Raw genomic sequence first — 12,522 nt, 5'->3', positions numbered from 1 at the left:
ATTATAAACACTGCCCAGCAGCGCGCCGGGAACCACTCGGGGAAAAATCTGCTAACAATGGGCTGCACGTCGGATTCGACAGCTGAGCCATAATGCTGGTAATTGCACTGCCCGCGCTCGCCCGAGCCCGGTGGGTGCCTGGCCAAGGAGCCCTGAATGAGCAGCACTGCACTTCCCGCTGAAGGCGAAAAAATCCTCATCGTCGACGATGATCCCGGCCTGCGCCGCCTGCTTGAGCGTTTTCTCGACGAGCAAGGCTACCGCGTGCGCACCGTGGAAAACGTTGAACAGATGGACCGTCTGCTGGCTCGCGAGTTGTTCCAGCTGGTGGTGCTGGACTTGATGCTGCCCGGCGAAGACGGTTTGTCCGCCTGCAAACGCCTGCGCGAAGCGAACAATCAGGTGCCGATCATCATGCTCACCGCCAAGGGTGATGAATCCAGCCGGATTCTCGGGCTGGAGCTGGGTGCCGATGATTACCTGGCCAAGCCGTTTAACCCGCGCGAGTTGTTGGCGCGGATCAAGGCGGTGCTGCGTCGGCAGGCCCCGGTAGTGCCAGGTGCGCCGGGCAGTGAGGACGAAAGTGTGAGCTTCGGCGAGTACGAATTGTCCCTGGCCACCCGCGAGCTGAAGAAGGGTGATGAGGTGCATATGCTCACCACCGGCGAGTTCGCCGTGCTCAAGGCGCTGGTGCAGCATGCGCGTGAGCCGCTGACCCGCGACAAGCTGATGAACCTGGCCCGTGGCCGCGAGTGGGATGCGTTGGAGCGTTCCATCGATGTGCAGATATCGCGCTTGCGCCGGCTGATCGAGCCGGACCCGTCCAAGCCGCGCTATATCCAGACGGTCTGGGGTGTGGGTTATGTGTTCGTCCCGGACGGCAACAAATAGCCTGCGGGTGGATGACGCTGTTTGCATCCGCCTGAGTCCTTTGTGGGTCGTGCTGAACGACCCAGCCAGCGCTTGGTGCTTCTGCCGCGCGCGCCTCTTACAGGTGTTGTGCCCCTCCGAATGAATATCCCGTTGTGGTTCCCGCAAAGTTTCTTCGCTCGCACCCTCTGGCTGGTGCTGATCGTGGTGCTGTTTTCCAAGGCGCTGACCTTGGTTTATCTGATGATGAACGAGGACGTGCTGGTCGACCGCCAGTACAGCCATGGCGCGGCGCTGACCCTGCGCGCCTATTGGGCGGCGGACCCCGAGGACCGCGAAACCATTGCCGCCGCTGCCGGACTCAAACGGGTACCCAAGGCAGCAGTGCCCCCCAACGAGCAGCATTGGCCCTACAGTGAGATTTTTCAGCGGCAGATGCAGACCGAATTGGGCCCGGACACGGAGGTGCATGTCAGCGCCAAGAGCCCGCCGGCGCTGTGGGTGCATGCGCCAGCGCTGGGCGATGACTGGCTGCGGGTGCCGTTGTACCCGCACCCGTTGCGTGGGCAGCGGATTTGGAGTGTGCTCGGCTGGTTCCTGGCCATCGGTTTGTTGTCGACGGCCGCCGCGTGGATTTTCGTGCGCCAGCTCAGCGCGCCACTGAAGCGCCTGGTGTTCGCCGCCCGGCAAATCGGTAAGGGCCGTAGCGTGCGCTTGCCGGTCAGTGATACGCCGAGCGAGATGGCTGAGGTGTACCGCGCCTTTAACCAGATGGCCGAGGATGTTGAGCAGGCCGCTCGCGAACGCGAGTTGATGCTCGCCGGGGTGTCGCACGATTTGCGCACGCCGCTGACTCGTCTGCGTCTATCCATGGAGTTTTTGCACACCGATTCGGAGCTGACTGAAGACATGGTGCGCGACATTGAGGACATGGATGCGATCCTCGATCAGTTCCTGGCCTTTATTCGTGATGGTCGCGACGAGCCACTGGAGCAACTCGATCTGCTTGAGCTGGTGCGTGAAGTAGTCGCGCCCTACAACCAGAAGCAGGAGGTGGTGCGCTTGTGCCTGGAGCCGGTGCCGGCGTTTCCCCTGCGGCGGGTGTCGCTTAAACGATTGCTGGTCAACCTGATCGAAAACGCCCTGCGCTATGGCGGCAGTGCGGTTGAGGTGGCAGTTTCCCTGTCGGGCGATCACAGCGCGCCTTATGTAGTGCTCAGTGTGCTGGACCGCGGTGCGGGCATCGACACGGCGGAACTGAGCAGCGTCTTCAACCCGTTCATGCGCGGCGATCGCGCCCGTGGCGGTCAGGGGGCTGGGCTGGGGCTGGCCATCGTCAAGCGTATCGCCGCGTTGCATGGCGGCAGTATTGAGTTGCGTAACCGCTCGGGCGGTGGCCTAGAGGCCAGGGTATGTTTGCCACTGGGGCTGCTGTTGCCGCGCGACGCGGCTTAGCGAGCACTGGCATACTGGCATCACTGCGTTGAACTATGCTTTATCAGCGCCATGACATGAGGTCAGCATGCCTGTAGTTCCGCACCGCCTCCCTTTATGGACTTGGTTGCTGCCGCTGCCATTGCTCCATCTGACCACTTGGCTTTCCTTGGCGACTCAGTTCGCCGCTGGGGCGGCGCTCTGGTACCCGCCGTTTGCCTTGGCGCTGGTCTGTACCCTGTGGTGGGGCCCGCGCGTGCTGTTGGCGGTGTACCTCAATGCGATGTTGTCTGTTCCACTGTGGGGGTTGGAGTGGCAGTGGGCACCCTTGTATGCCTTGCCGGAAACCTTCGGTGTAGCGCTGGCCTGGCTGCTGTTGCGCCAGCGCCCGTTTGACCCGGCCTTGCCCGACCTCAGCCATTTGCTGCGTTTTGTGCTGCTTGGCGTGCTGCTGCCCATCATCCCCATGGCGCTTGGGGTGCAAGGCAACCTCTGGTTACTCGGCCACGCCCCCTTGCAGGATGTGCCAGCGGGCAGCGCGACCCTGTGGCTGGCCGACAGCCTGACCGCTTTGGCCATCACTATCCCGTTGCTGGTTTATCTGACCCCGTGGCTGCGTCGTCGCGGTTGGTTGGCTGCGCCAGCCCTCAGCGGCTACCAGCAGGTGCCCGAGGTGTTGCGGCGGTTACCGCCCTGGCCATTGTTGCTCATGCTGTTAGGCGGCTTGCCCTGGTTACTCGGGTTGCTGCCACTGACCCTGAACCTGCCGTTGGTTGGCGCGATGATGCTGGCTCTGGCACTGGTTTGGGGCTTTGCCGGCGGCATCTGCGGTGCACTGCTCTGCATGGTGTTGGTGTTGATCCTGCCGTTGCTGCGTGGCTTGGAAGGGGCCGGGGTCTGGCTTGATCTGCAGCGCATGGAGCTGCACGTCAGCGTGCTGCTATTTATGCTCGCCACGCTGTTGGTGGGGCGTAGCCTCAGTGACTTGCGTCAGGCACTGGCGCGTAGCGCGCAGATGCAGCAGCAGCTGGCGCTGGCCAACTTGGCTCTGGAGGCCAGCCCGCTGGGTGTGGTCATTGCCGATGCCCGCCAGCCTGAGTTGCCGCTGATTTACGGTAACTCGGCCTTCGCCTCGATTAGCGGCTACAGCCGCGAGGAAACCCTGGGCAACAGTTGGAACTTCCTGCTGCGCGATGACCAGCAGCAAGTGGGACTCAACCGTCTGCAACAGGCAATGCGCGAGGGCGTGGGCTGTGATGTGGTGCTGCGCAATTACCGCAAAAACGGCCAGCAGTTCTGGAATCAGATCACCCTCGCGCCCATGCGGGATGAGCAGGGCATCAGCCACTTCGTTGCCTTGCAGACTGATGTGACTGCCCGCGAGCAACTGGCCACCCAGGTGCGCTCGCAGAGTAATGAACTGCTCAAACAGAGCTACCTGTTTAGCCAAACCGAGCACATCGCCAGCCTGGGTGGCTGGGTGTTGAATATGCCGCAACAGGATATGGACTGGAGCGCCGGCTGCTTTCGGATCTACGAGCTGGACCCGAAAAGCGGTGCGCCTGATTTAAGCGGCGCCCTAAGTTACCTGGATGCCAGTGGCCGGTTATTGGTCGAGCAGGTGTTGCAGCAGCTGCTTGATGGTGAGGAGCAATTCGACATCGAGGTGCGCCTGCTTACCGCCAAGGGCAAGACGCGCTGGATACGCATCCGCGGCATTACCGAGCGCGACGGCACTCAGCTGGTGCGGGTGTATGGGGCGGTGCAAGATGTCACTGCGCGCCGATATACCGAGCAGCAGCTGCGTGAGCGCGACGAGCACCTGCGCCTGTTCTTCGAGGCCCCGTTAATTGGCATGGCGATGACCAGTCCGGCCTTCGCCTGGGAAGAGGTCAACCACAAACTCTGCAGCATTCTTGGGCGCAGCCGGGAGCAACTGTTGGCGTGTAGCTGGCAAGAGCTGTCGTTGGAGGACGACCTGCCCGTCGAGCAGGCCCTGCTTGATCAGGTGCTCAGCGGCAGCCGTGAAGGTTTCGAGCTGGAAAAGCGCTTTCGCCGCGCCGATGACAGTCTGGTGTACACGCGGGTCAGCCTGCGCGCGGTGCGCCACAACAATGGGCGGATACGCATGTTCCTGCTCTTGGTCGAGGACATCAGTGAGCGTCTGCAGGCTGAGGCGCGCTATCGCACCATTGTCGAAAATGCCCCCGAGGCCATTCTGCTGTTTGACCTGCGCGGCACGCTGGTCGAGTGCAACGACAACGCCCTGCGTCTGCTGCGCTATAGCCGCGAGGAGATTGCCAGCAAGCAAGTATTTGACCTGAGCCCGAATAAACAGGCTGACGGTCAGTTGACCTCCGAGGTGGGACCGCTCTATCTGCAACGCGCGATGAACGGCGAGACTCCGGTATTCGAGTGGCTGCACCGTGATAGCAAGGGGCGGCAGATCCCCTGTGAGGTGCGGTTGGTACGCATGCCCGGTGAGCCGGTGCTGATTCGCGGCAGCGTTACCGATATTTCCGAGCGTCAGCGCTATCAGCGCGAGATCGAACGGCTGGCCTTCAGTGACGAACTGACCGGCCTGCCCAACCGCCGCTTGTTGCTTGACCGCCTGCAGCACGCGATGAATCGTGAGCAGCGCGAGGACACCCTCGGCGCGCTGCTGTTTATCGACCTCGATCACTTCAAAACAGTCAACGACAGCCTTGGTCACTTAGTCGGCGATGCTTTGTTGCGTGAGGTCACTACGCGGCTGGGCAGCGGCTTGCGTGCTGAAGACACCCTGGCGCGGATGGGCGGTGACGAATTTGTGGTGCTGCTGGAAGGGCTCGACAGTAACCCGCAACTGGCCGCCGAGGCGGCGGCGAGCACGGCGGAAAAACTGCTGAAAAGTCTGGTTGGCAGCTGTTGGGTTGATGGTCATGAGTTGTCGATCAGCGCCAGTATCGGCATCGCCTTGCATCCGTTTGGCAGCCCGCTGGCCGCCGATGTGCTGAAGCAGGCGGATACCGCCATGTACCGGGCCAAACAGGGTGGGCGCAATGCCTTGCACTTTTTTGCGCCGGAGATGCAGGTGGCCATCGACCAGCGTTTGCAATTGCAGAGCGAGCTGCGCCAGGCGGTGCAGCGTGACCAGCTGTACCTGGTGTTTCAGCCCCAGCTGACCCTGGCCACCGAACGTATTACGGGTGCGGAAGTGCTGCTGCGCTGGGTACACCCGGAGCGTGGCGAGATCATGCCTGGCGATTTTATCCCGCTGGCGGAAGAAACCGGGTTGATCGAGGAGCTAGGTAGTTGGGTACTGGAGCAGGCCTGCGCGGCGCTCGCACGTTGGTTACCGCAGCGGCCGCAACTGGTGTTGGCGGTCAACCTCAGCCCGCGCGAGCTGCGTCAGCGCAGCTGCGTGGCGCGTATCAGTGAGTGTCTACAGCGGCATCAGGTGCCGGCCACGGCGTTGGAGCTGGAGATCACTGAGGGCGTGTTGCTGGAGGATGTCGAGCAGTGCATCAGCAATATGCAGGCGCTCAAGGCGCTCGGGGTGCGCTTTGCCATCGATGACTTTGGCACCGGCTACTCCTCGCTGACCTACCTCAAGCGCTTGCCACTGGACCGCCTGAAAATCGACCGCAGTTTTACCTGGGATATTGACGGTGCAGATGGCAGCGGCCTGATGCTGGTGCAGACTATCCTCGTGATCGCCCGCAACCTGGGCCTGGAATGCATTGCCGAAGGCATCGAAAGTCAGGCGCAATTTGATTGCCTGCGCGAGCATGGCTGTTCGTTGGGGCAGGGCTATCACTTCAGCCCGCCGCTGCGCGAGGCGGAGTTTCTGGCCTGGATGCAGCAGCGCGGTTAGCGGCGCCGGCGGAGTGCTTGAGTCTGCACATCGGCATCCTGAGCGTGGCCAGTGGTTATCGACACCCAGGCCCGGCCAGTTCTGGGCCGGCGCTCATTGGGATGAAACCGGCGCTTGTGTTTCAGCCCTTGCCTTTGGTGCGGGTCAGGTGCGGACCGCCGTTCTTCTCGATGTACTGGATGATGATCCCGGCGACATCTTTACCAGTGGTGGTCTCGATGCCTTCCAGGCCTGGTGAAGAGTTGACCTCCATCACCAGTGGGCCGTGGTTGGAGCGCAGGATATCCACGCCGGCAACACTCAAACCCATGACCTTGGCCGCCCGGATCGCGGTCATGCGCTCTTCCGGGGTGATCTTGATCAGGCTGGCACTACCGCCGCGGTGCAGGTTGGAGCGGAATTCGCCGGGCTTGGCCTGGCGCTTCATTGCCGCGATCACCTTGTCACCGACCACGAAGCAGCGAATGTCCGCACCGCCGGCTTCCTTGATGTACTCCTGCACCATGATGTCCTGCTTGAGGCCCATAAAGGCCTCAATCACCGACTCGGCAGCGGTGGCGGTTTCACATAGCACCACGCCGATGCCTTGAGTGCCTTCCAGTACCTTGATCACCAGCGGTGCACCGTTGACCATCTGGATCAGGTCCTCGATATCGTCCGGGGAGTGGGCAAAACCGGTGACCGGCAGGCCGATGCCGCGGCGTGACAGCAGTTGCAGTGAACGCAGCTTGTCGCGCGAGCGGGCGATGGCCACCGATTCGTTGAGGGGAAATACCCCCATCATTTCAAACTGGCGCAACACCGCGCAGCCATAGAAAGTTACCGATGCGCCGATGCGCGGGATCACCGCATCGAAACCTTCCAGCGGTTTACCGCGGTAATGGATTTGCGGCTTGTGGCTGGCGATGTTCATGTAGGCGCGCAGTGTGTCGATCACCACCATCTCATGGCCGCGTAACTCTCCGGCTTCAACCAGGCGGCGGGTGGAATACAAGCGCGGGTTGCGCGACAGCACAGCGATCTTCATGGGGCACCAAGGGAGTCAGCAAGGGTAGGTTTGTTTTGTACGTAGGTCAGCGCCGGATTGACCAGCCACTGGCCGGTGATCAGCGCTTTGGAACCAAGCAATACGCGGTAGCGCATGGTTTTACGGCAGGTCAGGGTGAATTCGACCGGCCATTCACGCTGGCCCAGGGTCAGCTGAGTGCGGATCACATAGCGTGACTGGCTGTGGCCGTTGGAGCTTTTGATGGTCTTCACTGAGACCACCTGTGCTTCGCAGCTGTGGCGACGTTGCACCAGGGTGCCGAGGTGCGCGGTAAAGCGCACCCAGGGCTGGCCATCGCGGTCGAACGGCTGGATATCGCTGGCGTGCAGGCAGGACGTGCTGGCCCCGGTGTCGATCTTGGCGCGCAGGCCGATCATCCCCAGTCCTGGCAGGTTGATCCATTCACGCAGGCCGATGACGCCGAGTTGGTCGAAGGCATTCAAAATAGCGGGCTTCTCTGATTTGCGGGCATTCTAGTTGGCCCGTGAGACAACTGCATCAGGCAAAATGTCCGTTAATCAGTTGGCGGGTTGAACAGGCGATGAACAGTAAAGACGACGACAAGGTACGCCTGGATAAGTGGCTGTGGGCGGCGCGCTTTTACAAGACCCGGGCGCTGGCCAAGGCGGCCATTGAAGGCGGCAAGGTGCATTGCCGGGGCGAGCGCTGCAAGCCGAGTAAGGAGCCGCGAGTCGGTGACGAATACCTGATTCGCAACGGCTTTGACGAACGCACAGTGACGGTACTGGCCTTGTCTGGGGTGCGCCGGGGTGCGCCTGAAGCGCAATTGCTCTACGCGGAAACCGCCGAGAGCATCGAACGCCGTGAACAGGCAGCCGCGCAGCGCAAAGCCGGAGCCCTGGGCGTGCAAACGGATGGCCGGCCCAGCAAGAAACAGCGTCGCCAGCTGCATCAGTTTCGCGGTAATCAGGGCGAATAATCGCGCCACGTTTGCCGGTCCAGGCCTGTATCTGCTGCTGCCTCCTCCGCCAATGTCCATGTTGGCGTGCTGAGCGGCTGTTACTTACGTCGCGCCTTGCATGGCTCTAACCGTGAGCCTGTAAACAGGTTCTAAGCCTTGCTACCTCCTGCATTCCTGCGGGCAGCTATCTGTTACCGCTGCCAGCGGAGACCCACGCATCCGAAATAAATTCCCTCTACCTATCTAAATCGACGGGGCCAGCATTTGGCCGCCATGGAAAGATTGACCGGGTTCACAGATTGCGCTGATACGCCGCACCTCTGTCCCGCGCTGCAAGGTGGGCATGTTGAAGCTGGTAGAGCGACGTCGGCGGTTCTCTTCCATGACTCCACATTCGCTGCAAAGGTAGTTCCGTATGAAGGATCTCAAACAGTTTTCGAGTAGCCGCCGGCAGGCAGGTTTTACCCTGGTCGAAATGGCCGTGGTACTGGTCATCATTGGCCTGATTCTGGGAGCCGTGATGATTGGCAAGGATGTGCAACGCAACGCCGAGTACACCAAGGTTAAGCAGAAATTCGTCGACCAGTGGGCGGTAGGCTACAACGCCTTTCACCAGCGCACAGGTGCTCCGTTGGGCGACAACCAGACCGCACCACGGCTGATGGTCAATGGCGCCAGCTACACGGTGGCGGTCAACCAGCCGCTGTCCGGCGGCAATATGACCGGCATTACCGGTCCCGCGCCAATCTGTCGCGGCAGCGCGCCAGCTGGTGTCACGGCGATGCAGGTCGGGGCCGAGTTCGACTTGCGCGGCATCATGCAGCGCGCCGGTATCCGTATGCCGCCGGGCCGTGGCGAGGGCATGGAAGATCGCTACGTGTATCTGGACAGCAACGGCAACCCGCAGGAAATCCAGGTGTGCTTTCAGTGGAATGCACCAGGTTCGCCCTCGGGCTCCGGCAACGTCATGGTTATCAGCGGCCTAACGCCAGATCTGGCGCGTTCGTTGGATCAGATGGTTGACGGTAAGCCGGATGCTCAGGAGGGGCTGTTCCGGCAGTCCACCGTGGTCAACGGTACGGCCAATGCTCCGGGCGTCGAGTGGGCGGCCAACAACACCTTTGCTCAGGGTGCAACCAGCCCCGGCGGCACCGGTGTTGGTGCTGGGTTGGACGAAGATCAGGTGATCACCGTAATCGCTCACTACAAGATGAATCAGTAAGGATCACTCCCATGAATAGTTCCAATCGCCTGGCGGCGCACCGCCAGGGCGGCTTCACCCTGGTCGAGATGGCGGTGGTGCTGGTAATCATCGGCCTGATTCTGGGGGCCGTGATGGTCGGCAAAGACGTGCAGCGCAACGCCGAGTACCAGAAGGCGGCGAATAAGTACGCCTTCGAGTGGAAGAAAGCCTACGACCACTACTACCAGCGCGCCGGCGTGGTGCTGGGCGATAGTCAGGTGGCACCGACCTATATGGTCAACGGCAACGAGACCTCGATCGGCGGTGCCCTGGCCTCCAGCGGCAACCTCAATGGCACCCTGGCCGGGATTCCAGAGAACTACAGCAACACCGGGCTGCGCATCTGCAACGGTCAGGGCTACACGGCCAACAGCGTGGGCGCCGGCGACAGCAACCTGGCGGTGCAGAACCTGCGCGAGCTGATGCAGCGCATCGGCATCCGTATGCCGGCCGGTCGCGGTGAGGGCAAGGAAGACCGCTATGTCTACAACGACACCAACGGCAACGCCACCGAGTTGCAGGTGTGCTTCCAGCTGAACCCGCCGGGCACCATCAGCGGTGCCGGCAACGTCATGGTGATCCGCGGTCTGACCCCGGATCTGGCACGCTTTCTCGACCAGATGGTGGACGGCAAGGCCGACGCTCTGGAAGGACGTTTCCGTGCGCAGAACAGTGGCAATAACAGCGCTGAGCTGAGCAGTCAGCGGCCGGGCCACGAATGGGCGGCGAACAATACTTTCGCCCTCGGCCAGGCACCGGGTGTCGGCACCGCTGGAGGCCAGGGTACCGGGCAAAACCGTGACGAAGACCGGGTGATCCTGCTGACTGCGCATTGGGTAATGGACCAATGACCGCTCGACAGCTCGCGTCGACTCGCCAGCACCGCCATCTGCTGCTGTTCGGTGGTGCCGGCCTGGCTCTGCTGGCCGCGCTGTCCTTTGCCGGCTACGCCCAGGCCCGGCTGAACGCCGCCCAGCAGGCCGGGTTACAGGCCCAAGTGCAGCAGCAACAGGCTCAGCAGCACCTGCAGCAGGTCCAAATGCAGGTCCAGGCGGCTCAGGTCGGTGTGCAGTTGTTGGCTGAAGCCGCGCGGCTCGGCGTACAGCCGGCTGCCTGGGCCGAGCGCCGTACCAACCTGCGGCAGGCGTTGTTGCCGCGTGAAGCGGCCGAGGCCTTGTTACTGACCAGTGCTCGTCATTCGGGCCGGGTGTTCGGTGCCGAGGAATTCGAACTATCAGTCACTCGCCCCGATGAGGGGCTGTTCACTGTGCCCGGCGAGCAGGCGGCACCGCTGCGCATGACCCTGCGCGGCCTGGCGTTGTTGCGTACGGAGGTGGCCCCATGACGGCCGTGGTATTGCATGTCGAAGACGGTTGGTTTGCCTTTGAGGGCGGCCGGCTGACGCCGCTGCCGGCCTATCCGGAACTCAGTGCGGCAACTCTGGTGATCAGTGATTTCCATGGTGCCAGCAGCGATGTCATGGCCCTCGACGAGAAGCCGGCGTTTGCGGAGGCTGTGATCGAGCGGCGCTTGCGGCGCGAGGGTCAAGTGGATGGTGAATGCAAGGTCCTGATCCATCAACAAGTGGCAATTGGCGAGGGCTTTCAGGCGCTTTACACCGCGGTGCCGATTGAACAATGGCAGCGTTTGCTCAACTGGTCGCGGCAGCAGTCCGAGTCTTGCTTGATCGTACCGCTGGCCTCGCTGCTGTGGCGCAAATTGGCCAATGGCCAGGGTGTGGTGCTGCACAGCAGACGGCGTTTGATTTTTAGTGCCCGTGTCCAGAATCGCCTGCTGTATGCCACCACGGTGGTGTTCAGCGACCGACAGCAAGACCGCCTTGATGCAGTCAACACTTTAGCCCTGCGGGTTGCCGAGCAGCGTGGTAGTAACAACAAAGTGCTGAGCCTCGGTTGGTGCGCGTTGCAGGAGCAGGCCGCTGATGAGCTGGAGCAACTGACCAGCCAGTTTGTCGCCCGTTGCGGCTCAGGTGTGTTGGTCGAGCCGGTTCAGCCAGGAGCCACGCAGCATCTGAGCCAACTATTGGGCAAGGTCTCGGTGCGCGATGCGGTTAATCCGCTACCGGCACGTCTGGCTTTCGTGGCGCAACAAGCCTTACCGGCGCTGGCGGCGGTAAGCGCCGGCTTGTCCCTGCTGTTGGTGCTACTTGGTGGTTACTGGTGGGCTCAGGCCGCCGAGGCCGATCGGCAGGCGCAGGACTACCAGGTGCGGGCGCAGCAGTTGTTGGCTAGCGCCACCCAGTTGAACGCTGAGCAGGTTCCTGTGGCCGAGGTGGAACCGGTGCGTCAGTTGGTCGCGCGGCTGCACGAGGTGCAAGCCCTAGCGGACCCCCATGGCGAGTTGCAACTGATCCGTCAGGCGGCGGCCGATGTGCGCATCCTGCGTTTGCGCAGTGGTCTTGAACCGGCGGGTGTGTACCTGCGAGTTGAAGGTGTGGCACCGCACGGCGACCGCCAGCTCAGTGGCTTCTTGCAGGGCCTGCGCCGAGCTGGCTACGCAGTGACCGCCATCGACTCTGCAGACAACAGTCAGCCGGCCGGTTTCTTTAGTTACCAACTTAATCCTATCGGAGCGCGCCCATGAAGCATGCCGCTAGCCTGTCTATCGCCCTGTGGGTCATGGCGCTCGCTACAGGCCTGGTGTGGTTGGGTCAATACGCTCAGCCGCGTCTGCTCTTACCCTACAACGAGCCATCAGATGCTACTGCAGGGGCCATTGAACTGGCTCAACTGCAGGCTGGCCTGAGTCAGCTGCGCGCGTTGGTCGGGCCGCTCAGTCAGGCGCCGAGCGCCGGTGCGCTGCTCGCCCTGGCGCCCGGTGCAGGCTCAGCTTCCTTGGCCACATCGGCAGCGCAGACTCAAGGCGCAGTGCCACTGCGAGCGGTGTTGCCGAAGCGCAACGTATCCCTGGTGTATGTCGCAGCGGGCTTCAGGCGCGCAGTGATTGATGGCCTTTATGTGCAACCGGGCTCGGTTTTGCCGGGCAACGCTCGGGTGTTGGAGATCCAGCGCGAAGCGGTGGTGATCACTGAGGGCGGCATGCGCCGCGTGCTCAAGGTCGATGTACAAGCCAACGCGATCGGCCACGTCAGTCCGGCCGGTTCCTGATGCTCTGTTTGTCTGTTTTCT

At 62.1% G+C, this 12,522-nt stretch carries 11 protein-coding genes; 9 read left to right on the top strand and 2 right to left on the bottom strand.

The annotated features are described in order from the left end of the window. The first annotated feature begins 156 nt into the window (after positions 1-156). From ompR to ACEPAJ_RS20460, 3 genes are all read left to right on the top strand, one after another. Complete coding sequence (gene ompR, locus ACEPAJ_RS20470) at positions 157-891, top strand: two-component system response regulator OmpR (protein WP_425917485.1); 735 nt, start codon at positions 157-159, stop codon at positions 889-891. A gap of 120 nt (positions 892-1,011) precedes the next feature. Next, a complete protein-coding gene (locus tag ACEPAJ_RS20465) occupies positions 1,012-2,325 on the top strand; it encodes an ATP-binding protein (RefSeq protein ID WP_425917482.1) in 1,314 nt (437 codons plus the stop codon). Between the two features lie 67 nt (positions 2,326-2,392). Next, on the top strand, positions 2,393-6,160 hold the full coding sequence (locus ACEPAJ_RS20460) for an EAL domain-containing protein (RefSeq protein WP_425917480.1): 3,768 nt from the start codon (positions 2,393-2,395) through the stop codon (positions 6,158-6,160). Between the two features lie 121 nt (positions 6,161-6,281). On the opposite strand, the gene rimK is transcribed toward ACEPAJ_RS20460, so the two are convergent. After that, a complete protein-coding gene (gene rimK / locus ACEPAJ_RS20455) occupies positions 6,282-7,187 on the bottom strand; it encodes a 30S ribosomal protein S6--L-glutamate ligase (protein ID WP_425917478.1) in 906 nt (301 codons plus the stop codon). Beyond that, positions 7,184-7,651 (bottom strand): ATP-dependent zinc protease, encoded by a 468-nt coding sequence (locus ACEPAJ_RS20450; protein ID WP_425917476.1) that lies wholly within the window; start codon positions 7,649-7,651, stop codon positions 7,184-7,186. The genes rimK and ACEPAJ_RS20450 overlap by 4 nt, the downstream gene beginning before the upstream one ends. Before the next feature lie 98 nt (positions 7,652-7,749). Between ACEPAJ_RS20450 and ACEPAJ_RS20445 the strand changes: the two genes are divergently transcribed. From ACEPAJ_RS20445 to ACEPAJ_RS20420, 6 genes are all read left to right on the top strand, one after another. Beyond that, a complete protein-coding gene (locus ACEPAJ_RS20445) occupies positions 7,750-8,148 on the top strand; it encodes an RNA-binding S4 domain-containing protein (RefSeq protein ID WP_425917474.1) in 399 nt (132 codons plus the stop codon). Positions 8,149-8,545: 397 nt separating this feature from the next. Then, positions 8,546-9,352, top strand: a complete 807-nt coding sequence (locus ACEPAJ_RS20440) for a type II secretion system protein (protein ID WP_425917472.1) — start codon at positions 8,546-8,548, stop codon at positions 9,350-9,352. An 11-nt stretch (positions 9,353-9,363) separates the two neighbouring features. Beyond that, positions 9,364-10,224 (top strand): type II secretion system protein, encoded by an 861-nt coding sequence (locus ACEPAJ_RS20435; protein ID WP_425917470.1) that lies wholly within the window; start codon positions 9,364-9,366, stop codon positions 10,222-10,224. Next, the gene (locus tag ACEPAJ_RS20430; RefSeq protein WP_425917468.1) at positions 10,221-10,718 is read left to right on the top strand and encodes a hypothetical protein; all 498 of its coding nucleotides are present in this window, start codon (positions 10,221-10,223) and stop codon (positions 10,716-10,718) included. Before ACEPAJ_RS20435 ends, ACEPAJ_RS20430 begins: the two co-directional genes overlap by 4 nt. Then, positions 10,715-11,977: a hypothetical protein gene (locus ACEPAJ_RS20425; RefSeq protein ID WP_425917466.1), complete on the top strand. Its 1,263-nt coding sequence runs from the start codon at positions 10,715-10,717 to the stop codon at positions 11,975-11,977. The genes ACEPAJ_RS20430 and ACEPAJ_RS20425 overlap by 4 nt, the downstream gene beginning before the upstream one ends. Further along, on the top strand, positions 11,974-12,501 hold the full coding sequence (locus ACEPAJ_RS20420) for a hypothetical protein (RefSeq protein ID WP_425917464.1): 528 nt from the start codon (positions 11,974-11,976) through the stop codon (positions 12,499-12,501). The genes ACEPAJ_RS20425 and ACEPAJ_RS20420 overlap by 4 nt, the downstream gene beginning before the upstream one ends. Positions 12,502-12,522 lie beyond the last annotated feature (21 nt).

Origin of the sequence: Pseudomonas sp. GWSMS-1 (genome assembly GCF_049847425.1) — a bacterium.
Classification (GTDB): domain Bacteria; phylum Pseudomonadota; class Gammaproteobacteria; order Pseudomonadales; family Pseudomonadaceae; genus Aquipseudomonas.
The sequence above is the reverse complement of the archived record's forward strand: the minus strand, read 5'-3'. Positions and strand labels throughout refer to the sequence as shown.